The organism is Pantoea rwandensis, from assembly GCF_002095475.1.
Classification (GTDB): domain Bacteria; phylum Pseudomonadota; class Gammaproteobacteria; order Enterobacterales; family Enterobacteriaceae; genus Pantoea; species Pantoea rwandensis.
In genome coordinates this window covers 24,475-49,556 of sequence record NZ_MLFR01000011.1, presented here as the reverse complement: position 1 = coordinate 49,556, position 25,082 = coordinate 24,475, and the positions used below count along the sequence as shown (strand labels likewise).

19 protein-coding genes and 2 pseudogenes are annotated in these 25,082 nt (G+C 55.1%); 16 read left to right on the top strand and 5 right to left on the bottom strand.

Annotated elements, in window-relative coordinates:
* The first annotated feature begins 79 nt into the window (after positions 1-79).
* The 5 genes from HA51_RS12455 to HA51_RS12435 all read left to right on the top strand — a co-directional run bounded on the left by HA51_RS12455 (position 80) and on the right by HA51_RS12435 (position 8,022).
* A complete protein-coding gene (locus HA51_RS12455) occupies positions 80-1,147 on the top strand; it encodes an ABC transporter ATP-binding protein (protein WP_084934810.1) in 1,068 nt (355 codons plus the stop codon).
* Positions 1,148-1,172: 25 nt separating this feature from the next.
* Positions 1,173-2,162 (top strand): ABC transporter substrate-binding protein, encoded by a 990-nt coding sequence (locus HA51_RS12450; protein WP_084934809.1) that lies wholly within the window; start codon positions 1,173-1,175, stop codon positions 2,160-2,162.
* A gap of 2 nt (positions 2,163-2,164) precedes the next feature.
* Positions 2,165-3,907, top strand: a complete 1,743-nt coding sequence (locus HA51_RS12445) for an ABC transporter permease (protein ID WP_084934808.1) — start codon at positions 2,165-2,167, stop codon at positions 3,905-3,907.
* Positions 3,895-5,013 carry an MBL fold metallo-hydrolase gene (locus HA51_RS12440; protein WP_084934807.1) on the top strand — a complete coding sequence of 373 codons (1,119 nt, stop codon included), beginning with the start codon at positions 3,895-3,897 and terminating at the stop codon, positions 5,011-5,013. Before HA51_RS12445 ends, HA51_RS12440 begins: the two co-directional genes overlap by 13 nt.
* 165 nt (positions 5,014-5,178) lie before the next feature.
* Positions 5,179-8,022, top strand: coding sequence for a sensor domain-containing protein (locus tag HA51_RS12435; RefSeq protein WP_084934806.1), 2,844 nt, complete (start codon positions 5,179-5,181; stop codon positions 8,020-8,022).
* Between the two features lie 194 nt (positions 8,023-8,216).
* On the opposite strand, the gene ftnA is transcribed toward HA51_RS12435, so the two are convergent.
* Entirely contained in the window at positions 8,217-8,726 is a 510-nt protein-coding gene (gene ftnA / locus HA51_RS12430; RefSeq protein ID WP_084934805.1) for a non-heme ferritin, read from the bottom strand.
* A gap of 238 nt (positions 8,727-8,964) precedes the next feature.
* On the opposite strand from ftnA, the gene HA51_RS12425 reads away from it, so the two are divergent.
* From HA51_RS12425 to mrdA, 11 genes and pseudogenes are all read left to right on the top strand, one after another.
* Positions 8,965-10,068, top strand: coding sequence for a M20 peptidase aminoacylase family protein (locus HA51_RS12425; protein ID WP_084934804.1), 1,104 nt, complete (start codon positions 8,965-8,967; stop codon positions 10,066-10,068).
* A 313-nt stretch (positions 10,069-10,381) separates the two neighbouring features.
* Entirely contained in the window at positions 10,382-11,971 is a 1,590-nt protein-coding gene (prfC, locus tag HA51_RS12420; protein ID WP_084934803.1) for a peptide chain release factor 3, read from the top strand.
* A gap of 259 nt (positions 11,972-12,230) precedes the next feature.
* Complete coding sequence (gene osmY / locus HA51_RS12415) at positions 12,231-12,818, top strand: molecular chaperone OsmY (RefSeq protein ID WP_084934802.1); 588 nt, start codon at positions 12,231-12,233, stop codon at positions 12,816-12,818.
* 95 nt (positions 12,819-12,913) lie between these two features.
* On the top strand, positions 12,914-13,075 hold the full coding sequence (locus tag HA51_RS12410) for a DUF1328 domain-containing protein (RefSeq protein WP_007893192.1): 162 nt from the start codon (positions 12,914-12,916) through the stop codon (positions 13,073-13,075).
* A 181-nt stretch (positions 13,076-13,256) separates the two neighbouring features.
* Positions 13,257-14,299 (top strand): annotated as a pseudogene (locus HA51_RS12405) (patatin-like phospholipase family protein).
* Positions 14,296-15,072: a TatD family hydrolase gene (locus HA51_RS12400; RefSeq protein ID WP_084934801.1), complete on the top strand. Its 777-nt coding sequence runs from the start codon at positions 14,296-14,298 to the stop codon at positions 15,070-15,072. The pseudogene HA51_RS12405 and the gene HA51_RS12400 overlap by 4 nt, the downstream one beginning before the upstream one ends.
* Positions 15,073-15,362: 290 nt before the next feature.
* Complete coding sequence (gene deoC / locus HA51_RS12395; protein ID WP_084934800.1) at positions 15,363-16,142, top strand: deoxyribose-phosphate aldolase; 780 nt, start codon at positions 15,363-15,365, stop codon at positions 16,140-16,142.
* A gap of 79 nt (positions 16,143-16,221) precedes the next feature.
* Positions 16,222-17,544 carry a thymidine phosphorylase gene (gene deoA / locus HA51_RS12390; protein WP_084934799.1) on the top strand — a complete coding sequence of 441 codons (1,323 nt, stop codon included), beginning with the start codon at positions 16,222-16,224 and terminating at the stop codon, positions 17,542-17,544.
* A 90-nt stretch (positions 17,545-17,634) separates the two neighbouring features.
* Positions 17,635-18,857, top strand: a pseudogene (gene deoB, locus HA51_RS12385) (phosphopentomutase).
* Positions 18,858-18,890: 33 nt separating this feature from the next.
* The gene (gene deoD / locus HA51_RS12380; protein WP_034828492.1) at positions 18,891-19,604 is read left to right on the top strand and encodes a purine-nucleoside phosphorylase; all 714 of its coding nucleotides are present in this window, start codon (positions 18,891-18,893) and stop codon (positions 19,602-19,604) included.
* A 510-nt stretch (positions 19,605-20,114) separates the two neighbouring features.
* Positions 20,115-21,992 (top strand): penicillin-binding protein 2, encoded by a 1,878-nt coding sequence (gene mrdA, locus HA51_RS12375; protein ID WP_084934798.1) that lies wholly within the window; start codon positions 20,115-20,117, stop codon positions 21,990-21,992.
* Positions 21,993-22,097: 105 nt separating this feature from the next.
* Here mrdA and HA51_RS12370 read toward each other — a convergent pair whose 3' ends face one another.
* Genes HA51_RS12370 through HA51_RS12355 form a run of 4 tightly spaced genes read right to left on the bottom strand, consistent with a single transcriptional unit; the run spans position 22,098 to position 24,985 of the window.
* Entirely contained in the window at positions 22,098-22,808 is a 711-nt protein-coding gene (locus HA51_RS12370; RefSeq protein WP_084934797.1) for a GGDEF domain-containing protein, read from the bottom strand.
* Positions 22,805-23,191, bottom strand: coding sequence for a DUF1987 domain-containing protein (locus tag HA51_RS12365; RefSeq protein WP_084934796.1), 387 nt, complete (start codon positions 23,189-23,191; stop codon positions 22,805-22,807). The genes HA51_RS12370 and HA51_RS12365 overlap by 4 nt, the downstream gene beginning before the upstream one ends.
* A 7-nt stretch (positions 23,192-23,198) precedes the next feature.
* Positions 23,199-23,750 (bottom strand): SiaB family protein kinase, encoded by a 552-nt coding sequence (locus HA51_RS12360; RefSeq protein WP_084934795.1) that lies wholly within the window; start codon positions 23,748-23,750, stop codon positions 23,199-23,201.
* A gap of 11 nt (positions 23,751-23,761) precedes the next feature.
* Positions 23,762-24,985 carry a SpoIIE family protein phosphatase gene (locus tag HA51_RS12355; protein WP_084934794.1) on the bottom strand — a complete coding sequence of 408 codons (1,224 nt, stop codon included), beginning with the start codon at positions 24,983-24,985 and terminating at the stop codon, positions 23,762-23,764.
* Between the last annotated feature and the right edge of the window lie 97 nt (positions 24,986-25,082).

Below are 25,082 nucleotides of genomic sequence, written 5' to 3'. Positions count from 1 at the left end.
AAACGTCAAGTTGATGTCACGGGATCGTCATCTGATTGTCGTAGGGTCTTAGCCGGACTGTCAGATAAAGGCCAGAAACATGGCAACGATCACACTTCGCGGGTTGTGCAAATCCTTCGCCGCCCAGCCGGTACTTCAGGATATCTCTCTGCAGATTGCGCAGGGCGAATTTATCGCCGTGCTGGGTCCTTCGGGCTGCGGCAAAACCACCTTATTACGTCTGCTGGCGGGCTTTGAAACCGCTGATGCGGGTGAAATCCACGTTGGCGAACGCTGCTTTGCAGCACCGGGTGTGCATCTGCCACCGGAAGATCGCCAACTGGGCGTGGTGTTCCAAAGCTACGCTTTGTGGCCGCACATGACGGTGGCAGAAAACGTCTCCTACAGCCTGAAAGTCAATCGAGTGGCCCGCCAGGAACGCGACAGCCGCACCCAGCAGGCGCTGGAGCTGGTGGGGTTAGAAAATTTTGCCACGCGCCGTCCCGCCGATCTCTCTGGAGGTCAGCGTCAGCGCGTGGCGTTAGCACGATGTCTGGTCGCCAAACCAACGCTGGTGCTGCTCGACGAACCGCTGGCCAATCTTGATGTGCACCTGCGCGCCACCATGGAAGAGGAGTTCCGCCGCTTCCATCGTCACAGCCACGCCACCTTGCTCTACATCACCCACGATCAGCACGAAGCGATGGCGCTGGCCGATCGTATTGTGGTGATGGACGGCGGCCGCGTGATGCAGTTCGCCACGCCGCAAACTCTGTGGCGCGAACCGGCTAACGAAATGGTCGCCGGCTTTATTGATGACGGCAAAGTGCTGCCGGTTAGTGATATCGAACCGACTAGCGAGTGCAAAGCGCTCGCCACGCTGTGTGGCGTGCGCGTTACCTTGCGCTGTGCCCCCGAGCAGCGTCCGCTGCCCAACGGCAAAGCCAGTTTTCACGCGGTGGATTTCCGCTTAGCCGAGCCGGACGAACCCCAGTTTGCCGTCCGTGTGCAGCGCGTGATCTATCGCGGTAGCCATTATCAGATTGATGTCGCGCCCGTTGCGGCACCCGACACCAGCATCACGCTACAGGTGTCCGATACCCTTTTACCCGTTGTTGACGCGACCCTTGGTGTGGCGCTGCGCGACGGCTGGATCCTTCCTTCATAACGTTTAGATACTTAGGGAAATTGCTATGCGCACGTCGTTTAACGCTTTGATGTTAGCCAGTGGATTACTGATTGCCGCCACCAGCCAGGCGGAAGATGCACCCTCAGGCAAGCTGGTGATTTACACCTCGCAGGCACCAGAAATCGCGCAGCAAACCGTGGACGCGTTTAAAGCCGCTTATCCCAACGTGCAGGTCGAGTGGACGCGTAACGGCACCACCCAGTTGATGAACGTGTTGCAGACCGAGATGATGAGTGGGGGGGCGAAGCCGGATGTACTGCTGATTGCCGATGCCATCAACCTCGGCGCACTGAAAAATCAGAACCAGCTCTACACCTACGCGGATGCCCCACTGAGCCATATCAATCCTTCGTTCTACGACAAAGACAAAACCTTCTTCGGCACCAAAATCATCGCCACGGTCATCGCCTACAACACCCAACACGCGCAGCCGATTGATAGCTGGAACGCGTTGGCCGTAGAAGCCAACAAAGGCCAGATCGCCGTGCCAAGCCCGCTTTACTCTGGTGCGGCGCTGTACAAGCTGCACACCGACATCAACACGCCAACCATTGGCTGGAACTTCTATAAAAAGCTGGCAGCGATTGGCGTGGCACCGCAGGGCGGTAACGGTCCGGCGCTGAAGGCTGTCGCCAGCGGCTTGGATAAATACGGCATCATCACCGACGCTGACGTGATTCTGGCGAAGAAAAAGGGCTCGCCAGTCGATCTGGTGTACCCGAAAGAGGGCGTGTCTTACGTGACCGAGCCAGTGGCGATCATGAAGTCAGTGCACAATCTGCCCGCCGCTAAAGCTTTCGTGAATTTTATGCTGTCTGAGGAAGGCCAGAAGCTGGTGGTTGAGCAGGGTAACCGCCCGGTGGACGATCGCGTATCTGCGCCCGCAGGCTTCACGCCCATCAACAAAATTAAACTGCTGACGCCGGATGTAGCGAAAGCTATCAAGGAAGATGCCACGGTGCGCGATCAGTTCACCGCGCTGTTTGGCGGCTAAGCATGAGCGTGGTGAGCAACGAGTGGCGTCAACTGGCGCGCGGCGGTCAACGTTTCCGTCTCAACAGTGAGAAACTGATCTTAGCGCTAATGGTGCTACTGATTGGCTTGCTGTCGGTCGCGCCACTGTTGCGACTGGTGTGGACGGCGATTGCGCCGCAGGGTGTGCCAGACCTGGCACGCTTAACGCGACTGATTGCCAGCGATCGCGTACTGATCGCCAGCGGTAACACCTTGCTCATCGCCTTCAGTTCGACCTTGATCTCCGTGCTGCTCGGCACCGCGGCCGCTTGGCTGGTGGCGCTCAGCGATCTGCGCGCCAAGACGGCTTGGGTGTTCGCGTTTATCCTGCCGCTGATGATCCCACCTCAGGTGACGGCACTCGCCTGGCTACAGGCGCTGGCACCGTCCAGTCCATTAGCGCTGCTGTTTGGCGCACTTGGACTGCCGTGGTTTGCGCCTGGCGAGCAGCCACTCTATTCGCTGAGCGGCATTGTGCTGCTGCTCGGCACCCATAATGCACCGCTGGTGTTTCTCACCGTGCGTGCCGGTTTACGTCGTTTGCCCGCTGATTTGGTCGAAGCCGCCCAAGTGAGCGGGGCTTCACGCATGCGCGTGTTGTTCACCATCATTCTGCCGCTGGCACGCCCCGCGATCTTTGCCGGAGCCGCGCTGACTTTTGTGGCTGCGGCCGGTAATTTCGGTATTCAGGCGATGCTGGGCATTCCGGCACGTGTGCCGACGCTGATCACGCTGGTGTATCAACAGCTCAATGGCATCGGCCCCAGCGCGTTGCCGAACACCGCTGTGTACGCACTGCTGATTGCGGTGATCACGCTGGCAGGTATGGCGGCCAGCGCCTGGCTTGGCGGACGTCACGACGTGCGCGTCAACGGCGCGCCACGCTTGTGGCAACAATCGCTGGGGTGTGGTCGTTTAGTAATAGAAGGCACGGCCTGGCTGTGGATGGCGCTGACGCTGTTGCTGCCGGTTAGCGCGCTGCTGATCACTGCACTGACCCGTGGTTTTGGTCAGGCCCTGACGTGGCAAACGTTGACGCTGGAGAATTTCCGCAGCGCGCTGTGGGGCTATCCGGCGGTGCGGCATGCGTTTATGACCAGCCTTGGCTTGACCACGCTGGCGGCGATCATTTTGACCGCCACCGCATTGTTCCTCGCCTATTTCCTCAGCTGGCGGCGCACCAAACTGGTACGCGGCCTGTGGCTGGCCAGTGAGCTGACGTATGCGCTACCGGGCATTGTCACCGGTGTCGCTGCGATGCTGTTTTTCCTGCGCCCGCTGCCGATCATTAACGTGTCGCTTTATGGCACGGTGTGGATCATCCTCGCCGCCTATTTAGCTAATTTTCTCGCGCTGGTATTGCGACCAACGCTGGCCGGTTTTGCCCAGTTGGAGCCGGCACTCGACGAAGCCGCGCGACTGTGCGGTGCCGGTTTTATCCGTCGCATGCGTGACATCTTACTGCCACTGGCGGCGCCTTCCGCGCTGGCGGGCACGGTGCTGGTGTTTCTCACCGCACTCAATGAAATCCAGGTCTCGGTATTGTTAGTCACATCGCAAACCCAGACCATCGGACCCACCATCGTGTTCCTTGACGAAGGGGGCTCCGCCTCGCTGGCGGCCGCGGTAGGCTGCCTGATGATTCTGGTCGTTTGTTTGCTGATGGGATTGGCAACACGGCTGGCGCGGCGACTGCCGCAAGGGGTTTTACCATGGCAAGCGTAACGGTGATCAGCGGCGTTGGCGGCAAATTGCCTGCGGCATTTTTGCTGGAGATGGAAGGTTATCGATTATTACTGGATTTGGGGGCGGGGCCACAGCCCGGCGTGCGTCCCGACATTGATGCTATCGGGCGCGTTGATGCGCTTTGCCTGACACATTCGCATATTGATCACGCCGCCTCGCTCGATTGCTGGGCGCAAATTGGTTCGCCCCCGGTGTATGCCACTGAACAAACCTGGCTACAGCTGGGAAATGTGGATGTGCCAATGTACGCGCGCCGTTTGCTGCCATTACGCGGCCAGAGTGCCATTGGCCCGCTTAATCTGTTTACCGGTCGTAGCGGTCATTCTCCCGGTTCTGTGTGGTTTCACCTGCCCGTGGCGGGTGGGGTTACTTATATGGGTGACTGGAGCCGCGAAGCGCTACTGCTGCCGTTTGACTGCCCACCGCAGGCAAAACTGCTGATCACCGATGCCTCTTACGGCGACCGCTCACAGCGTTTGAGTGAACAGATGGATGCGTTAGCCATTGCCGCCACTCACGGTGCGGTCATCGCGGTACCCGAACACGGACGTGGACCCGAAGTGGCGTTGCAACTGGTGGCGCGCGGGCTGCCGGTGCAGCTGTGTCCACAAATCCGCAGTGAAGTCACGCAGTGGCTGGCGATGGATAAATTGCCTGCCACCACGGCGTTGGGCTTGGTGCGCCTGTTGAAACAGCCGCAGCCAGAACAGTGGTTGCCTTCAAGTGTGATAGTGGCTGCTGATGCGGTAGCCGATCAGGGTTTAGCTGCACAACTCAGTGGTCAACCCGGCTTTCGCCTGATTTTCAGCAGCCATGTGGCACCGGGCACGCGCGCAGCCGATTTGCTGGCCACCCAGCAGGCGCGTTGGCTGCCGTGGAACGTGCACCCAACCCTGGACGATCAGTTATGGTTAATTGCTAAAACCGGCGCACAACGTGTTATCCCGGCATTCGTTGCCGCCAGCGAATGCCCGCAGTTAGCCGCCAGTGCGCCACTATGCTGGCAGGCGCATATCCCCCTGCAATGCCATCTCGACAGCCCGCGCTTCGCCCAAGAACACCGTCAACGCAGCATAATATTTTGAGTATCCCGCTGAATGTTTTTTAGCCATTGCCGATAACCTGACTACCAACTTTTGTCTGTGGGCGATTAGCGCTTGTAAGCCAAGCGCTTTTGCGTTTAAGTCTGCACAGCAATTAAGAATTTTCTTAAGAAGCACCAATACCAGGCCAGCAATAGGCGAACAACAATGAATAATAACTCTGACGTCATGTACCGGCTACTGGTGCAGAGCGTGGTGGATTATGCCATTTACATGCTCAAACCCGATGGCACCGTAGCAAACTGGAATGCTGGGGCACAACGTGCCAAGGGTTACACACCGGACGAAATCGTCGGCAAAAATTTCGCGCTGTTTTATAGCGAAGAAGATCGAAAAAATGGCGCACCGCAGCGTGGGCTTTCTGTGGCGACAGCGGTGGGGCGCTTCGAGACGGAAGGTTGGCGTTATCGTAAAGACGGCAGCGCCTTCTGGGCTCATGTGGTGATCGATGCGATTCGCGACGACTTCGGCGAGCTGCTCGGCTTTGCCAAAATCACTCGCGACTGCACTATCCAGCAGGAGCAGCAGCGTAAACAGCAGGAACAGGAGCAACGTTTCCGTTTATTAGTTGAAGGCGTAACGGACTACGCCATCTACATGCTTGATCTCGACGGCAACGTCGAAAACTGGAATGCCGGAGCACAGCGTGCCAAAGGCTATGTGGCTGAAGAGATCGTCGGCCAGCACTTCTCGCGCTTCTACAGCGCGCAAGACCGCAAAAATCATATTCCAGAAAAGAACCTCACTACCGCCTTCAAAACCGGACGTTTTGAAGACGAAGGCTGGCGTTACCGTAAAGATGGCAGCGCGTTTTGGGCACATGTCGTCATTGATGCGATTCGTGATGATTCAGGCAAGTTAATTGGCTACGCCAAAATTACCCGTGACTGCACCGAGCAGCGCGAGTTGCAGCGTAGACAGCGCGAACATGAAAAAACCTTCCGTCTGCTGGTGGAGGGCGTGACGGATTACGCCATCTACATGCTGGATGTACAAGGCCGGGTGGTGAACTGGAACGCCGGGGCACAGCGCGCCAAAGGTTATGTGTCTGACGAGATTGTCGGGCAACACTTCTCCGTGTTCTATGGTTCACAGGAACGTAACGCCAATACGCCGGAAGCTAACCTCGGCATTGCGTTGAAAACTGGTCGCTTCGAGGATGAGGGCTGGCGCTATCGCAAAGATGGTTCGGCGTTTTGGGCGCATGTGGTGATCGACGCGATTCATGACGAAGAGGGTAAGATGATTGGCTTCGCCAAAATCACCCGTGATGTCACCGAACGCCGTGAGAATGAACAGCAATTGCTGCGAGCGCGGGATTTGGCGCAGGCGCAAAACGTAAAAATGTCGGAGCTTTCCTCTTTCCTCGACACCATCATCTCCAGCATCCCGTCATGCGTCATTGTTGAAGATGCCATCAGCCGCGAAATTCTGATGGTGAATGACAAAGCGGAGCAGCTGTTTGGCGTCAGTAAGTCACTGATCATGCACAAACGCCCGCACGAATGTATGTCTGCTGAGCTAAGCGACTATTTCAACAGCCTGGCGGATATCGCGCTGCGCAGCGAAGGTCTTCATTCACGTGAGCAGCTGCTGCTGACCGCGGCCGGGGAGCGCATTCTGCATACCCGCGCCACCACCATCAGCGGCAAAGATATGCGGCAGAATTATGTGATGCTGATTGTGGAAGATGTCACCGATCAGCGCGAAGTTGATGCGCGCATCCATCATATGGCCCATCACGATAACCTCACCAGTCTACCAAACCGTGTGTTGTTCCGGCAGAAACTGAGCGAAGCGCTGCGTGTGGATAATCAGCGCAACTCGTTGAGTGCCACGCTGTGCCTCGATCTTGATAACTTCAAAAACGTTAACGACGCGCTGGGGCATCAGATCGGTGATGATTTGCTGCGAGTGGTGGCGAAACGCCTGCGCACTGCACTGCGCGATCAGGACACGCTGGCACGTATTGGTGGTGATGAGTTTGCCATTGTGCTGCCCAGTATCAACAATGCACAAGAAGCGGCGGTGGTGGCACAACGCTTGATTGAGGCGATTCGACCGCCGATCAACGTGGAAGGGCACAACCTCTCTGTGGGGCTCAGTGTCGGGATCGCGTTAACCTCGCAGGCCACCAATACGCCGGAGCATATGCTGCGCTGTGCCGACATGGCGCTGTACGAGGCCAAGCGTAATGGGCGTAACCGTTTTGAACACTTCACGCTGGAGATGGATGACGTAGCGCGCAGTCGCCGTGTGATTGAGAACGATCTGCGTGATGCGATCACTGGCCGTCAGCTAAAACTCTATTATCAGCCGATCACCAACGAAGAAGGCATTATTGGTTACGAAGCGCTGATGCGCTGGCACCATCCGATCAAGGGATTGATCATGCCGAATGATTTCATCCCGATTGCCGAAGAGACCGGGCTGATTCATATGCTCGGTGCCTATGCCTTGTATGAAGCCTGTCGCGAGGCACAGAGCTGGGGCACGGAGCAATCGGTGTCCGTCAACCTGTCACCGTTGCAGTTTAAGAACAGCTCGCTGGTCTCAGTGGTCGAAGGGGCGCTGCGTGAGTCAGGATTGGCACCGCATCGCCTCGAGGTCGAGATCACCGAATCGGTACTGCTCGACGATACGCTCGGCAATATCCGCACGCTGCAAAGCCTGAAAGCGATTGGTGTACAGATTGCGCTGGATGATTTCGGCACCGGTTATTCGTCGCTCAGCTATCTGCGATCCTTCCCGTTCGACAAGATCAAAATCGATAAGTCGTTTATTAACGATATGGGCGACAGCCGTGAAGCGATGGCGATTATCCGGGCGATTACCGGCATGAGCCGCAGTCTGGATATTCAGATCACCGCTGAGGGTGTGGAGAATGGTGAGCAGTTCGCCAAGCTACGTGAAGAGGGTTGTACGCTGTTCCAGGGCTATTATTTTGGACGTCCACAGCCTTCCGAGCTGCGTTTGAAAACGTTGGAATAATGCCAGATCGCGCGATGAATCGCGCTCCTACCACGTAGGGGGCGCATTTATGCGCTCCTGGGTAAGTATGCGCTCCTGGCTGAATAGGTGATCCTGACCGTTTGTACGCTCGTCGCCATCTCAGTGCGCGATTTCAGCATAAAAAAACGCCCGGCATTGCCGGGCGTTGTGCTGTTTGCTGTGTGTAATCTTTATTATGACTGGCCGTGGCCTTCTACGGTCATGTGTCCCAGATCTTTATCCACCAGGAACAGGCCTTCGCCTTTATTGCCCACCAGTGCCAGTTTATCCAGTACGGATTTGAACAGCTTCTCTTCTTCGTGCTGTTCAGCCACATACCACTGCAGGAAGTTGAACGTTGAATAATCCTGTGACATCAACGCAGTGTGCACCAGGTCGTTGATGCGCTGAGTAATCAGCTGCTCATGCTTCAGCGCTTCTTCCAGCACGTCATTCAGTGAATTCCAGCTGACAGCAGGCGCGGCAATGCTGCCCAGCACCGGCAGTGCACCCGCATCGCTGACGTAGTCGAACAGACGCTGCATATGTTCCATCTCTTCGCGGGAGTGCATCTTCAGGAAAGAGGCGCCGCCTTCATAGCCTTTGTCGCTGCACCATGCGCTCATTTGCAGATACAGGTTGGCAGAGAAGAATTCCAGGTTCAGTTGATCGTTCAAGCGAGAGGTCATTTCAGCAGTTAACATGGCTGAGTCCTTTTTAATTTGTCAGGTGAAGTACGGTGAATTATGCATCAATCTATACTTTTTTGTGAAGGCTTTTTCGTCAAAAGGTTGAAATTATCTTATTGATTGTAAATGGAATTATTTCATTTATTGAATGCGAAGAATTCTCAGTTTTGACTCATTTTCATTCACGCTGGATTGATTATAGCTGCGCATCGGTGGATGCTGGAGCGAGCCTTTACTTGTCAGGAGCTTAGCGGTGTCGAACGTATTAGATCATTACCATTACCTGCATGAAATCCCGGAACTGGGATTCGAAGAATTCAAAACTTCTGCCTATATCGCTGACCAGCTTGAGCAGGCTGGCATCACCGTGAGGCGCGGAATTAATCACACCACCGGCATCGTGGCGGAAATTGACAGCGGCGTGCCGGGGCCGGTACTGGCGCTGCGTGCAGATATGGATGCGCTGGGCCACATCATTAACGGCGTCGCCTGTGCACGTCATACCTGCGGCCATGACGGACACTCTTCTGTGGTTCTTACCGCGGCGCAGGAACTGCTGAAAGAGGGCGCCATTAAGAAGGGCAAACTCAAGTTGCTATTCCAGCCCGCTGAAGAGTTGGGTGCGGGTGCGCTGGCAATGATTGAAGGCGGCGCGCTGGATGACGTGGAGATGATCCTCGGTTTCCATGTGCGTCCACTGGAAGAGTGCCAAGTGGGCCAGGCGACACCCGCAGTGATCTACTCGGCATGCAGCACACTGGAAGCGACCATTAAGGGTGTGCCAGCCCATGCTGCGCGTCCGCATTTAGGTGTGAATGCGTTAGATGCCGCGGTACAAGCGGTGCAGGCCGTCAACAGTATCCATCTCGCACCGGGTTTAACCTGGAGCGTGAAAGCGACGCGTTTCCTGTGCGATGCCGGTGTAACTAACTCAGTGCCGGATGAGGCGCGAGTGGTGTGGGATCTGCGTTCGCAGGAGAACGCACCAATGGATGTGTTGAAAGAGAAAGTCACTCAGGCGATTCAGCACAGCGTGGCTGCCTTGGGCGCAACGGCGGAAGTGGTGGTACTGAAAGAGATGCCTGCAGCAGAGATTCATGATGAAGCCACGGCGGTGATCCGTGCGGCGATTGTCGATGTGCTGGGTGAAGAAGGGCTGCTGGAGACCAAAACCACGCCAGGTAGTGAAGATTTCTTCTACTATCCGGTGAAAAATCCGCAAGTGAAAGCCGGTTTTTGGGGACTGGGAACGAACCTGGTGCCAGGCCTGCATCATCCTGATATGCGTTTTGAACTGAGTTCGCTGGAGATCGGGGTGAAGATCTTTAAGGCGGCGGTGGTACGCGTTTTAGGGTAACCATATTCATTATGTAGGGGCGGCATTGATGCCGCCCTGGCGTGCACGCATGCTTCCAGGTGCGCATGAATGCGCACCCTACGTGATCTTGTTGCTGTGCCCATCCCACGATTTCCCCGCCTGCCGAAATATTGTATGCTATGCCGCCTCAATGCTTACTGGATAACCGGACTGTTGCCAATGTAGATCGCGCACATCTTGCTGTGAACTGACGCTACTGCGTCACCATTGGTTCCGTTATCCCCCGGCTTTGCCCGGAACGATTTATTCGCAGCGCGCTGCCCGCGTGTTGCCCTTGAAGAAGAATTCACACATGTCTATTGCTTCCTTTTTAGATGAAGTGGCGCGCCGCCGTACGTTTGCGATCATCTCGCACCCGGATGCCGGTAAAACCACCATTACCGAAAAAGTGCTGCTGTTCGGGCAGGCGATCCAAACCGCCGGTACCGTCAAAGGCCGCGGCTCCAGCCAGCATGCGAAATCCGACTGGATGGAAATGGAGAAACAACGTGGTATCTCCATCACTACCTCAGTGATGCAGTTCCCGTATCGCGACAGCCTCGTAAACCTGCTGGATACCCCAGGACACGAAGACTTCTCCGAAGATACCTACCGTACGCTGACGGCGGTTGACTGCTGTTTGATGGTCATTGATGCCGCAAAAGGGGTTGAGGATCGTACCCGTAAGCTGATGGAAGTCACCCGTCTGCGCGATACGCCGATCATCACCTTTATGAACAAACTTGACCGTGATATCCGCGATCCGATGGAAGTGCTGGATGAGGTCGAGAGCGAGCTGAAGATCGCCTGTGCGCCGATCACCTGGCCAATCGGCTGCGGTAAACTGTTCAAAGGCGTCTATCACCTCTATAAAGATGAAACTTACCTGTATCAAACCGGTAAGGGCCACACCATTCAGGATGTGCGCATCGTTAAAGGTCTGGCGAACCCCGATCTGGATGCGGCAGTGGGTGAGGATCTGGCAAAACAGCTGCGCGATGAGCTGGAGTTGGTGCAGGGCGCATCCAATGAGTTTGACCACGAGCTGTTCCTGAGCGGTGACCTTACGCCGGTGTTCTTCGGTACTGCATTGGGTAACTTTGGTGTCGATCATATGCTCGACGGCTTAGTGGCCTGGGCACCGACGCCAATGCCGCGCAAAAGTGATACGCGTCTGGTAGAAGCCAAAGAAGAGAAGTTCAGCGGCTTTGTGTTTAAGATCCAGGCCAACATGGATCCGAAACACCGTGACCGCGTGGCCTTTATGCGTGTGGTTTCCGGCAAGTACGAGAAAGGCATGAAGTTGCGCCAGGTGCGTACCGGTAAAGACGTGGTGATCTCGGATGCATTGACCTTTATGGCTGGCGACCGTTCGCACGTCGAAGAAGCCTATCCGGGCGACATCATCGGTTTGCACAACCACGGCACCATCCAGATCGGCGACACCTTTACTCAAGGTGAAAACATGAAGTTCACCGGTATCCCGAACTTCGCGCCGGAACTGTTCCGTCGTATTCGTCTGCGCGATCCGCTGAAGCAGAAGCAGCTGCTGAAAGGGCTGGTGCAGCTGTCGGAAGAGGGCGCGGTGCAGGTGTTCCGTCCGGTGCACAACAACGATTTGATCGTCGGTGCGGTCGGTGTGCTGCAGTTTGAAGTGGTCGTCGCGCGTCTGAAAAGCGAATATAACGTTGAAGCGATTTATGAAGCTATCAACGTCTCGACTGCCCGTTGGGTTGAGTGCAGCGATGCGAAGAAATTCGACGATTTCCAACGCAAAAACGAAGTGAACCTGGCACTGGATGGTGGTGATAACCTCACTTACATCGCCCCAACCATGGTGAACCTCAATATCACGCAGGAACGCTATCCTGATGTGAAGTTCCGCAAAACGCGCGAGCATTAATCCCGCCTCACACCAGGGTCAGTGATTTTCACTGGCCCTGTTTTTCTCCTACAGACTCCTCCTAATTACGCTGCGTTTATCGTTTTTTGGCGAGATATCAACCACAAAAGCCAGCAAAACCTGTAATCCCTACTATGATTATCCTGTCGGACGAGAAAAGAGACCTTAAGGTTTCATTACGTCCATCAATGCAGCAACGCCGTTTGTTGCTGGCGCATTCGCAGTTGCGAGTGAGTTAACTGATAGAAGGATGATATCGATGAATAAGACTAAGATTGCTAAAACCCTGATTGCTGCACTAGCCAGTTCGGTCCTGCTGAGTGGTGCGGCGTTTGCTGCGGATACCAGTAGCACGGGTTCCAAAATCGATAGTTCTATGAAAAAAGTCGATGGTTTTATGGATGACAGCGGCATCACCGCCAAGGCTAAAGCCGCGTTAGTGGATGATGAAGCCATTAAAAGCACGGATATCTCAGTGAAAACCCACCAGGGTGTGGTCACGTTGAGCGGTTTTGTCGCTTCACAGGATCAGGCGGAAAAAGCCGTTGCGCTGGTGCAAAAAGTTGAGGGTGTGAAATCCGTCAGTGACAAGCTACACGTTAAAGACAGCAAAGAGACATCATTGAAAGGTTATGCGGGTGATACCGCAACAACCAGTGAAATCAAAGCTAAGCTCTTAGCAGATGACATTGTGCCATCGCGCAACGTGAAGGTGGAAACCAACGACGGCGTGGTGCAGTTATCAGGGAACGTGGCGACTCAGGCACAGTCCGATCGTGCTGAGAAGATCGCCAAAGCCATTGAAGGCGTAAAAAGCGTGAAGAATGACCTGAAGGTGAAATCTTAACGCAAGCCGATCGGCACTGTTATGGTGCCGAATCGTAATAAAAACAGTGATATGTGTATAAGCAGTTCGATTTTCACATGGTAAAGGAGAGGCTTATGTTTCGTTGGGGTATTATCTTTCTGGTCATCGCTCTGATTGCTGCAGCATTAGGTTTCGGCGGTCTGGCGGGTACGGCAGCATGGGCAGCTAAAATTGTCTTCATTGTCGGTATTATTCTGTTCCTCGTAAGCCTGTTCACCGGGCGTAAACGACCCTGACCGATTGCGTTAACACAACGCTAACCCGCGAGTCACTTAAAGCGGAGACCAGTCATTTGCGGCATAATCATTAGCCGCACCGATTGCACCATGCAATGGGTCAGGAAACTACAATGACTGGTTCTCCGGGATGTTGCCCTTGGCAGCTCCCTCAGAGCGGTAAAACACTGAGGGACATCCATTGGGAATGCGCATCCCGGTGTCATTAGACACCTTTGAGCCATTAGCGCTCACCCCGTTTAAATCCAATAAAATTGCTCTGGTTTGTGAAGGCGGCGGTCAACGCGGCATCTTCACCGCAGGCGTCTTGACGAATTCCAGCGTGCCGGATTCAATCCTTTTCATCTTATGCTAGGCACCTCAGCAGGCGCCCAAAACCTGTCGGCCTTCGTCTGTGCCCAGCCTGGCTATGCCCGCCGCGTGATTACGCGTTACACCACCAGTAAACAGTTTTTTGATCCGCTGCGCTTTGTGCGTGGGGGGCATCTGATTGATCTCGACTGGCTTATCGACATCACTAAACAAGAATTCCCACTCTCGCTGAGCAATGCCGAAGGGCTGTTTGCCAGAGGCAGCGAGTTCTATATGTGCGCCTGCCGGGGAGATGATTACCGCGCAGAGTACTTTACCCCCACCAGCCTGAATTGGCACGACGTGATCAAAGCCTCCAGCGCCATTCCGGGGTTCTATCGCAGCGGTGTGCTGATGGATGGCGTGAACTATCTGGATGGCGGTATCAGCGATGCGATTCCGGTGCGTGAAGCGGCACGACGTGGCGCAGATACCATTGTGGTGATCCGCACTGTGCCGTCGCAGATGTCATATACACCCAAGTGGTTCAAGCGCATGGAACGCTGGCTGGGTGACAGCGCACTGCAGCCGATGATCAATATTCTGCATCATCACGAAGAGAGTTACCGGGAAATTCAGCAGTTCATCGATCAGCCGCCGGACGATCTGCGCATCATTGAAATTTACCCTCCAAAACCGCTGGCGAGTATGGCACTGGGCAGCCGTGTGGCTTCGCTCAATCAGGATTACCATCTAGGGCGCCGTAGCGGTCGCTATTTCCTCGCCACGCTTGGTCAATGGCTGAGTGACGCCGAGCCATTGTTGCGTGTGACACCACCGGCTGCGGTCGCCAATGCGCCAGACAATCGCCCAGTGCATACGCCGCTGCTGGCGGATAACGATGCGGACTTTGATGCAGGATCGCTGGCATGAGATTTATCGATACCCACTGCCATTTCGATTTCCCACCGTTTGTCGATGACGCCACTGGCAGTATCGCGCTGGCCGCGCAGTCAGGTGTTGAACGCATTATTGTCCCGAGCGTGGATGCCAGCCGATTCGAGCGCGTCAGCCAGTTAGCACAGCAGCATGATGCGCTGTATGCCGCGCTGGGTTTGCATCCGATCAATATCGCTGAGCATAACGATGCACACTTGGGGGATCTGGAGCGCTGGCTGCAAACGCCGGACACAAAACGCGTGGCGATCGGCGAGATCGGCCTCGATCTCTATATGAATGATGCGCAGTTTGGTAAACAGACACGCTTGCTGGATGCGCAGCTAAAGCTGGCGAAGCAGTATGATTTGCCTGTGATCCTGCATTCGCGGCGTACGCACGATCAGTTGGCGATGCACCTGCGCCGGCACAATTTACCGCGCCGCGGCGTGGTGCACGGTTTTGCCGGAAGCCAACAGCAGGCTGAGCGTTTTATCCAACTCGGTTATGCGATTGGTGTCGGCGGCACCATCACCTATGAACGCGCCAGTAAAACCCGCAACACCATCGCCAATTTGCCGCTGGCATCGTTGTTACTGGAAACCGACGCGCCGGATATGCCATTACAAGGTTTTCAGGGCCAGCCTAATCGCCCAGAGCGGGCACGCAATGTTTTTGACGTGTTATGCCAGATACGCAGCGAACCGCCTGAAATCATTGCCGATGCGCTTTGGCATAACAGCCTGAGCCTGTTCGCGCTGCCTGCCTGAGTTCCTCCCGACAGATTCTGGATTTTCCACTGCTGTGGCCCGAACTGACTACAGTAATAACATCGGTGATACACTTCTTCGCCATTTATTGTGATAATATTCACAAACATCATTGCGGATGAAACGGGTTTAACAGGGTTTATATGTGATTAATATCACTAAAATACTGTATTTACATGACGAGTTTTCTTTCATCGTGTGACGGCTGATCCAATTTTATCGCGTAAGGATTGTTAGAATTATCACATTATCCGGTGGCATGGCCTGCCGGTTACCTTTTGGAGAACATCATGACCGATCTTAAAGCTGCCGCACAACGCGCCCTGCAACTGATGGATTTAACCACCCTGAATGAAGATGACACCGATGAGAAGGTGATCGCACTGTGCCGCCAGGCGAAATCGCCAGCGGGCAATACGGCTGCCATCTGCATCTACCCACGTTTCATTCCGGCGGCGCGTAAAGCACTGCGCGAGCAGGGCACACCAGACATTCAGATTGCGACCGTCACCAACTTCCCACACGGCAACGATGACGTTGAGATCGCGCTGGCAGAAACCCGTGCGGCAATTGCTTACGGTGCTGATGAAGTGGATGTGGTGTTCCCGTACCGCGCACTGATTGCTGGCAACCGCGACATTGGCTTTGAGCTGGTGAAAGCCTGTAAAGAAGCCTGTGCTGCGGCTAATGTCCTGCTGAAAGTGATCATTGAAACCGGTGAGCTGAAAGAAGAAGCCCTGATCCGCGCCGCTTCTGAAATCGCGATTGATGCCGGTGCTGACTTCATCAAAACCTCGACCGGTAAAGTACCGGTGAACGCGACGCCAGAAGTGGCGGCGATCATGATGCAAGTGATCCACGATAAAGGCGTACAGCAGCAGGTGGGCTTTAAGCCTGCGGGCGGCGTGCGTACTGCGGAAGATGCGGCGATCTATCTGAAGCTGGCTGACGACATTCTGGGCGAGGGCTGGGCCGATGCGCGCCACTTCCGCTTTGGTGCATCAAGCCTGTTAGCCAGCCTGCTGAATACGCTGGGCCACGCGACAGCGACCAGCAAAGCGGGTTACTGATCCCAGCCTCAGGGTCGCCATCAATGGCGGCCCAAAGAATGTTTGGTGCATTTCACAGCAATCCCCCGGGGAGGCAACCTTGTTCCTGCCACAAGAAATTATTCGAAAAAAACGCGACGGCCTGCCACTGAGCGAAGCGGAAATCCGCTTCTTCATCAATGGTGTGCGCGACAACAGCGTATCAGAAGGCCAGATTGCCGCGCTGGCAATGACCATCTATTTCCACGATATGAATCTGGATGAACGTGTTGCACTGACTATGGCAATGCGTGATTCCGGCACCGTGCTCAACTGGCAGTCGCTGAACCTCAACGGCCCGATCGTGGACAAACACTCCACTGGCGGCGTAGGCGATGTGACCTCGCTGATGCTTGGCCCGATGGTCGCCGCCTGCGGTGGCTATGTGCCGATGATCTCTGGGCGCGGCCTCGGCCATACTGGCGGCACGCTGGATAAACTGGAAGCCATCCCTGGGTTCGATATCTTCCCAAGCGATGACCGCTTCCGTCAGATCATTAAAGATGTCGGTATCGCCATTATCGGCCAGACCAACTCGCTGGCACCTGCCGACAAGCGTTTCTACGCCACGCGTGACATCACCGCCACCGTTGACTCGATCCCGCTGATCACCGCCTCGATCCTTGCCAAGAAACTGGCGGAAGGATTGGATGCGTTGGTGATGGATGTGAAAGTCGGCTCCGGTGCTTTTATGCCCACCTTCGAAGCTTCAGAAAACCTGGCGCAAGCCATTGTTGGCGTCGCAAACGGCGCAGGCTGCAAGACCACCGCGCTGCTCACCGATATGAATCAGGTGCTGGCGTCGACCGCCGGTAACGCGCTGGAAGTGCGTGAAGCGGTGCAGTTCCTCACCGGCGAGGCGCGTAATCCACGCCTGCTGGAAGTGACCATGGCGCTGTGTTCGGAAATGCTGATCTCCGGCAAGCTGGCAGAAAACGATGCTGAAGCGCGTCAGAAACTGCAAAACGTACTGGATAACGGCAAAGCGGCGGAGGTCTTCGCGCGTATGGTGGCAGCACAGAATGGCCCGGTCGATTTTATCGAGCGCATGGACCACTATCTGCCCGCACCAACACTAAGCAAAGCGGTGTACGCCGATCGGTCTGGCATCGTCAGTGCCATGGATACGCGCGCGCTGGGCATGGCGGTGGTGGCACTGGGTGGCGGACGTCAACGCGCCACCGATAGCATTGATTACAGCGTGGGCTTGAGTGACATGACCACGCTCGGCACGCAGATTGACGCCCAGCGCCCGCTGGCGGTGATTCATGCCGCGTCAGAAGCGCAATGGCAGCAGGCCGCAGAAGCGGTGAAAGCCGCCATCACGCTAAGTGACAGCGCGCCTGCGGAAACGCCGGTGGTGTATCGCCGCGTCAGCGAGTAACGCTTCTTCGTGCCAGGCAGCGGCTGTTCGGGTATACTGATCTGATCGCTTTTTTTGACTTGTCATCGCGCCGTTGCGCAGGAGACTTGCATGAAACGTGCTTTTATTATGGTTCTCGACTCCTTCGGGATCGGTTCCAGCAAAGACGCCGATAAATTCGGTGATGAAGGATCGGATACGCTCGGCCATATCGCCGAAGCGTGCTTCGAAGGCCGCGCCAATGAAGGTCGCGAAGGCCCGCTGCATCTGCCAAACCTGACCGCGCTCGGCCTGGGTAAAGCGGCTGAACTCTCTACGGGGCGTTTCCCGCAAGGGCTCGACGCCAATGCAGAAATCATTGGTGCCTATGCTTATGCCAGCGAGCTGTCATCCGGTAAAGATACGCCGTCAGGCACTGGGAAATCGCCGGTGTACCGGTGCTGTTTGACTGGGGCTACTTCAGCGACAAAGAGAACAGCTTCCCGCAGGAGCTGCTTGATGTGCTGGTGAAACGCGCCAATCTGCCGGGTTATCTCGGTAACTGCCACTCTTCGGGTACGGTGATCCTCGACCAACTGGGCGAAGAACACATGAAATCCGGCAAGCCGATTTTCTACACCTCGGCGGACTCGGTATTCCAGATTGCCTGTCACGAAGAGACGTTTGGTCTTGATCGTCTGTACGAGCTGTGTGAAATCGCACGTGAAGAGCTGACCAACGGTGGCTACAACATTGGCCGTGTTATCGCGCGTCCGTTTGTCGGTGACAAAGCGGGCAACTTCGAGCGTACTGGCAACCGCCACGATCTGGCTGTGGAACCGCCTGCGCCAACCATGCTGAAAAAGCTGGTGGACGAGAAGGGCGGTGAAGTGATCTCTGTGGGTAAAATCGCGGATATCTATGCTGAGCAGGGCATTACCCAGAAGGTGAAAGCCACCGGGCTGGATGCACTGTTCAATGCCACCATCGAGCAGATGAAAAAGGCGCCGGACAACTCCATCGTGTTCACCAACTTCGTTGATTTTGACTCCACCTGGGGCCATCGCCGCGATATCGCCGGTTATGCCGGTGGACTGGAGTTCTTTGACCGTCGCTTGCCGGAGCTAATGGAATTGGTGAAAGAGGGTGACATTTTGATCCTCACCGCTGACCACGGCTGCGATCCAAGCTGGCACGGCACTGAGCACACGCGTGAGCACATTCCGATTTTGATTTATGGCCCGAAAGTGAAGCCGGGATCGCTGGGTTACCGCGATACCTTCGCGGATATCGGCCAGACCATTGCGAAGTATTTTGGCCTGTCCAGCATGGACTACGGTAAAAGCCTGCTGTAAAACAGCCCACCAATTTTAATAAGGAAAATAACCATGGCAACGCCTCATATTAATGCAGAAATGGGTGATTTCGCGGACGTCGTACTGATGCCAGGCGATCCCCTGCGCGCTAAGCACATTGCTGAAACCTTCCTGGAAGATGCAGTAGAAGTGAACAACGTGCGCGGCATGCTGGGTTACACCGGGACTTACAAGGGCCGCAAAATTTCAGTGATGGGCCACGGCATGGGCATTCCATCTTGCTCGATCTACACCAAAGAGCTGATCACTGATTTTGGCGTGAAGAAAATCATCCGTGTGGGTTCCTGCGGTGCGGTGCGTGCCGATGTGAAACTGCGTGATGTGGTGATTGGTCTGGGTGCCTGCACCGATTCCAAAGTGAACCGTATGCGTTTCAAGGATCACGACTTCGCAGCGATTGCCGATTTCGACATGGTGCGTAATGCGGTTGATGCGGCAAAAGCACTGGGTGTGGATGCGCGCGTGGGCAACATCTTCTCGGCCGATCTGTTCTATACGCCAGATCCGCAGATGTTCGATGTGATGGAGAAGTACGGCATTCTGGGCGTGGAAATGGAAGCGGCCGGTATTTACGGTGTGGCAGCGGAGTTCGGTGCTAAAGCGCTGACCATTTGCACCGTGTCGGATCATATCCGTACTCACGAGCAGACCACGGCAGCAGAGCGCCAGACCACCTTCAACGATATGATTAAGATCGCGTTGGAGTCGGTGCTGCTGGGGGATTAATCCCGTCTGTTTTGTTTGGTGCGCATCAATGCGCACCCTACGAAACACCCGAGCGCGTAGGGTTGCCATTTATGGCGACCTGGTTAATCACCGCACTAAACATCCCAGTACGTAGGGTTGCCATTTATGGCGACCTGGTAAACACCCTACGAAACACCCCAGCGCGTAGGGTCGTCATTTATGGCGACCTGTTAATCACCGCACGAAACACCCCGCGCGTAGGGTCGTCATTTATGGCGACCTGTTAATCACCGCACGAAACACCCTGCGCGTAGGGGCGTCATATATGGCGACCTGTTAATCACCACACGAAACACTCCAGTACGTATGGTCGTCATTTATGGCGACTTGGTTAATCACCGCACGAAATCATCTATGCCATTTGGGGCGTCCTGATCCCCCCTCGTAAACATCTGACACACTTTTAGCCAAGCTTGTGCATCTTCGTGCTGGCTCTAAAGCAATCTCTGCTTATCATTAGCGTGATAACAAAGAGACTAAGCCCCCCTGATGAATTTCCGTAATTTCGAAGCTGAAGAGAAACTGTTTGTCCGCCGTGCGCTTGTCGCCTTTGCCCTGGTTGTCATCTGCTTCATCATTCTTGGCGTGAACCTGTATCGTATTCAGGTGGATCAGCACAGCTATTACCAGACGCGATCCAATGAAAACGACATCAAAATGATCCCTATCGCCCCAACGCGTGGGTTGATCTACGATCGCAACGGCATTCCGCTGGTGCGTAACGTCACCTGGTACGACATCCTCGTCACGCCTTACAAGATCGACAATATGCAGGAGACGCTGAAAGAGCTGACACCGATTGTTGATCTGACGCCGGAAGAGATCGAAATCTTTGAGCACGAACTTAAACAGAACAGCCGCTATAAACCGGTCGAGCTGAAGGGCGAACTCACCGACGAGCAGGTGGCGCGTTTCTCCGTGAACCAGTTTCGCTTTACCGGCGTTAGCATTGATACTTATGAAGATCGCGAATATCCGTATGGCGCCGATTTGGCGCACGTGGTGGGCTATGTTTCAAAGATCAATGACAACGACTTCAAGCGACTGAACGCGGAAGGCGTCGGTGAAAACTACGCGGCTGACCACAACATCGGAAAGCAGGGTATCGAAGGCTATTACGAATCAATTCTGCACGGTAAAACCGGTTATCAGGAAGTGGAAGTGGATAACCATGGCCGCATCGTGCGCGTGCTGAAAGAGGTGCCGCCGGTTGCCGGGCAGAACGTATACCTGACGCTGGATCTGCATCTGCAGCAGTATGTTGAGAGTCAACTGGCTGGACAACGCGCCGCTGCCCTGATTGAAGATCCGCGCGACGGTAGCGTGTTGGCGATGGTCTCCGCACCCAGTTACGATCCTAACCCGTTTGTGAAAGGCATCAGCTACAAAGCCTATAAGACGCTGCTGCAGGACAAAGACCTGCCGCTAATCAACCGCGTAACGCAAGGTTTGTATCCCCCTGCGTCCACGGTGAAACCTTATATGGCCATGTCTGCGCTGCTGAGCAAAGTCATCACGCCGAGCACCAGCTTCTTTGGCGCGCCCACCTGGACGCTGCCGGGCACCGATCGTAAATACCGCGACTGGAAAAAATCTGGTCACGGTATGTTGGATGTCACTAGAGCGATTGAAGAGTCTGCGGATACCTTCTTCTATCAGGTGGCCTTTATGATGGGCATCGACCGCATTCATACCATGCTGAGTCAGTTTGGCTACGGTAAACCTACCGGTATCGACCTCAACGAAGAGTATGCCGGACTACTGCCGAGCCGCGAATGGAAGCAGAAGGTGCATAAACATGCCTGGTATCAGGGGGATACGGTATCCGTCGGAATCGGACAAGGCTACTGGATTGCTACCCCGATTCAGATGGTGAAAGCGCTGGTGGCATTGATTAACAATGGCCGGGTGATCAACCCCCATCTGCTGGAAAAATCGCAGCGCGGCACTGAGCAGCAGCTCTACCAGCCGAAAGATCCACAGCCGCAGATTGGCGATCCGAAATCGCCTTACTGGTCTTTAGTACGTCACGCGATGTTCGGTATGGCTAACGCGCCAAACGGCACCGGCTACAAAGCCTTCCACACCGCACCTTATGGCATCGCGGCGAAGTCAGGTACCTCGCAGGTCTTTAGCTTGAAGCAGAACCAGGTCTACAACGCCAAGATGATCCCCACGCGCCTGCGTGACCACATCTTCTATACCGCTTTCGCACCGTTTAATGACCCGAAAGTGGCAGTGGCGTTGATTCTGGAAAACGGGGGAAGCGAAGGGGTGACGGCTGCACCATTGATGCGCAATATTCTGGATCACATTTTCCTGCCGCCACCGTCTGAGCCGCCAGTCGCAACTGCGCAGAAGAACTAATTTGCGCGAGACCGCACCCTACGTGGCGGTGCGATTTATCGCACGAACCTGATGCGGCGCTATTGCTGATCTATGCGCAATAAATTGCGCCGCGACAGTTATCGGCTAACGGAAAAACACCCGGTTGCGACCGTGGTTTTTCGCATCATACAGTGCCACATCAGCATTGTTATACAGGGTTTCGAAATCAGAACCTGGTTTGCCATAGCTCACGCCGAGGCTGGCCGTCACCAACTGGCCCGGCAGCACCGCCAGCGGTGAAGCATTCAGTGAAGCGTGAATTGCGCCCGCGACGATCACCGCATCGGAGAGACGGTAGTGGGGCAGCAGCACGGTAAACTCCTCACCACCGATACGGCCAATGCTGGCATCTTCCGGGCAGTGCGTCTGGATACGTGACACCAGGCCGCAAATCACTTTATCGCCCATCGGATGACCAAACTCATCGTTGATCTTCTTGAAGTGGTCAATATCGAGAATGATCAGCGCCGCTGGGCCATTGCTCAACGTATTGGTAATACGCTGAATAATGGCACCACGGTTCCACACTGCTGTCAGGGGATCGTGGCTGGCTTTGTACTCCAGCTCCTGCGCCAGCTGATGCAGCTGTTCATTGACGCGGTTGAGTTCACGTTCGGCGCGGTCACTGCGTGAGATCATACGATAGGTCTCACGCATCAAACGCTGATAATGGCGATTCACCATTTGCAGCGCATCACGGTAATCCTCCGCACTGAGCGAGCCTTGCGCCGCAACATCCTGTGAACGAGTCAATACTTCGCTCTCTTCGCGGAATAGCTCGTTCAGGTCCATCATGATACCAATTCCGCTCGCAGATTGACCTGCAGATCGGTGAAGTCGAGCGCCAGTTCCTGGCCGAACTCTTCTGAGACATCATCTTCTTCGTCGAAGAACCAGTTCAGCTCAACCGTCTGGCCGTTTTGCGCCAGCTGGTTGAACAGATCGAACAGGCTGAACAGCATCTTGGTGCTGGAGCTGTTGAAATAGCGCAGCGCGATATTCACTTCGACCTGGCCGCCATTTTCAGGCTTCCAGCTTTCCAGCGCATCGAGCAGTGGTCGATAGAAGGCCGCCGCATTCTCCGGCCAGGACTCTCCACGCAGGGCAAACTGGCCAGTTTCGAAATCGAAATTGACGTCGGGGGTGCTTTCTGTGGCAGCAATAACAAGGTTTTGCATAAACAAGTCAATCCTGGTGAATGGTGGCTTTGAGCCAAAACGTGGCGTAACCACTGGAAGCCAGCGGACGCAGTTCATACTCCAGCGGTTCACTGACATCTCGGGCAAGCGTCAGTAATCCTATATTGGCCCCTTTGCTTGTTGCAGGGCTCTCGGCACGCAGACCTACTCGGTAAGCCTGTTTGATCTCTTCATTGCTCATGGTGCGCAGCAAATCCAGCCAGTAACGCAGTTGCTCGCAGGCCACTTCATCGACCTGGTTACTGCTTTCCAGCACGTAGTTGTCGCCATCCACGTGCAGGGTTACGGTGCCGAAGCGAAAATCCTGCTCGGCGTGGCTCATGATGCGGCTATCCTGCGAGTAACGCAGGATGTTCTGTACGATTTCAACAAAGCTTGAGAACAAGCGGCGACGCACTTTCACCGGCGCCTGCTGATTCTCCAGAAAGACCTTGATCACCTCGCCCATGGCGGTGATGTTCTGCGGCGAGAAAAAGCCAGTATAGTGCAGCGCAACGCTTTCGGGCGGAACGCGGCTAAGGCTTGAACCTGAGTTCATAAGGTGCTCATTCAATAACGGAAGCCAAACCAGGTGACGTCATCGCGTCGCGGCTGGTTGCCTTGCCAGTTGAGAAATTCCTGCTCGAAGGTCGCTGACAGCTCGGTCATCGGCAGGGTTTGATATTGCGTTACCAGCGTCTGAATGCGCTTTTTGCCAAACATAATGTGTCGCTCGCCGCCCGGCTGATCGGTGACGCCATCGGTCATGATCAGCAGCATGTCGCCCGGATTGAGCGTGCGCTGGTGCTGTGGCCAGATGTAATCCTGCGGGGTGTCGGTATAACCCACACCAACGCGATCGGCCTTTAGCGATTCCGCATCGCCAGCGGCAGGGTGCAACAGCGCGTGCATACGTGCGCTGGCCCAAGTGAGTTGATGCTGTTGCTTATCAAGGTGCAGCGCAATCGCATCACAGCCGTCATTGGATAATGAGGTTTGCTGCGAGGCATTCAGCTGACCGAGAGTTTGCTTAATATGGCGATTGAGTGATTGCAGCAGATCGGACGGTGCGCGACGATTTTTCTGCAAGGCATTTTCCAACGCCGATTGCAGGATTACCGTCATAAAGGCACCCGGAATGCCGTGGCCGGTACAGTCGGCAATCAATGCCAACCAGCCGTGTTCATCCTGATGGAACGCATAATAATCGCCGCCCACCCCATCGCGTGGCTGCCAGTACAGGCACCAGTCGTTGAGCTGCTGCGACATTTGCTGCTTTGAGCGATCGAGCATCGCGTCCTGAATCACGCGTGCATAATCGATGCTCTGCAAAATTTGTTGATGCTGCTGCGCCTGTAAATCGGAAACGGTACGGATCAGGTCGATACCTAAACCGATGCCAATGTAGCGGCCTTGATCAGTGAGGATAAAGCCGTCAGTTACCGATTTATCGCCGGTTGCCACCACCTGCTGCGCGACCCGGTCGAGCTCGGTATCGGCATCGATTACCAGCGGCTCTTTGTCCATAAACGCGATGCAGCTTTTGCGGTCATAGAGTTCGCGGAAGAACGGGCGCGACATCTGCGACAGGAATATATGACGGTTTATCATGCCAAACGGCGTACCGTTCTCCACCACCGGCAAGCCAATCAAATCTTTGTGTTCCGTAAACAACGCCATCACTGCGGTGTTGTCCATGGCTGGACTAACAAACGGCACTTCAATGCACAGCGAACGCGCACGGGAACGGCTCGACAAGGAGGCTAATCCTGCGCGTAAATCAGGCAACTGCATGGGAGTATTCTGGCATTGGTTAGGAATTATCCTAGATTACTGCACTGCCATGACAGTTTTATGTCACAGCAGTGCAGTAGAAGAAGAGCTAAGAGGA

Coding starts and splice junctions, on each gene's coding strand:
- deoD (WP_034828492.1), top strand. CDS start 18,891: ATGGCAACGCCTCATATTAATGCAGAAATGGGTGATTTCGCGGACGTC.
- HA51_RS12435 (WP_084934806.1), top strand. CDS start 5,179: ATGAATAATAACTCTGACGTCATGTACCGGCTACTGGTGCAGAGCGTG.
- osmY (WP_084934802.1), top strand. CDS start 12,231: ATGAATAAGACTAAGATTGCTAAAACCCTGATTGCTGCACTAGCCAGT.
- HA51_RS12445 (WP_084934808.1), top strand. CDS start 2,165: ATGAGCGTGGTGAGCAACGAGTGGCGTCAACTGGCGCGCGGCGGTCAA.
- HA51_RS12370 (WP_084934797.1), bottom strand. CDS start 22,808: ATGATGGACCTGAACGAGCTATTCCGCGAAGAGAGCGAAGTATTGACT.
- HA51_RS12360 (WP_084934795.1), bottom strand. CDS start 23,750: ATGAACTCAGGTTCAAGCCTTAGCCGCGTTCCGCCCGAAAGCGTTGCG.
- HA51_RS12450 (WP_084934809.1), top strand. CDS start 1,173: ATGCGCACGTCGTTTAACGCTTTGATGTTAGCCAGTGGATTACTGATT.
- mrdA (WP_084934798.1), top strand. CDS start 20,115: ATGAATTTCCGTAATTTCGAAGCTGAAGAGAAACTGTTTGTCCGCCGT.
- ftnA (WP_084934805.1), bottom strand. CDS start 8,726: ATGTTAACTGCTGAAATGACCTCTCGCTTGAACGATCAACTGAACCTG.
- HA51_RS12455 (WP_084934810.1), top strand. CDS start 80: ATGGCAACGATCACACTTCGCGGGTTGTGCAAATCCTTCGCCGCCCAG.
- prfC (WP_084934803.1), top strand. CDS start 10,382: ATGTCTATTGCTTCCTTTTTAGATGAAGTGGCGCGCCGCCGTACGTTT.
- HA51_RS12410 (WP_007893192.1), top strand. CDS start 12,914: ATGTTTCGTTGGGGTATTATCTTTCTGGTCATCGCTCTGATTGCTGCA.
- HA51_RS12400 (WP_084934801.1), top strand. CDS start 14,296: ATGAGATTTATCGATACCCACTGCCATTTCGATTTCCCACCGTTTGTC.
- HA51_RS12355 (WP_084934794.1), bottom strand. CDS start 24,985: ATGCAGTTGCCTGATTTACGCGCAGGATTAGCCTCCTTGTCGAGCCGT.
- deoC (WP_084934800.1), top strand. CDS start 15,363: ATGACCGATCTTAAAGCTGCCGCACAACGCGCCCTGCAACTGATGGAT.
- HA51_RS12365 (WP_084934796.1), bottom strand. CDS start 23,191: ATGCAAAACCTTGTTATTGCTGCCACAGAAAGCACCCCCGACGTCAAT.
- HA51_RS12440 (WP_084934807.1), top strand. CDS start 3,895: ATGGCAAGCGTAACGGTGATCAGCGGCGTTGGCGGCAAATTGCCTGCG.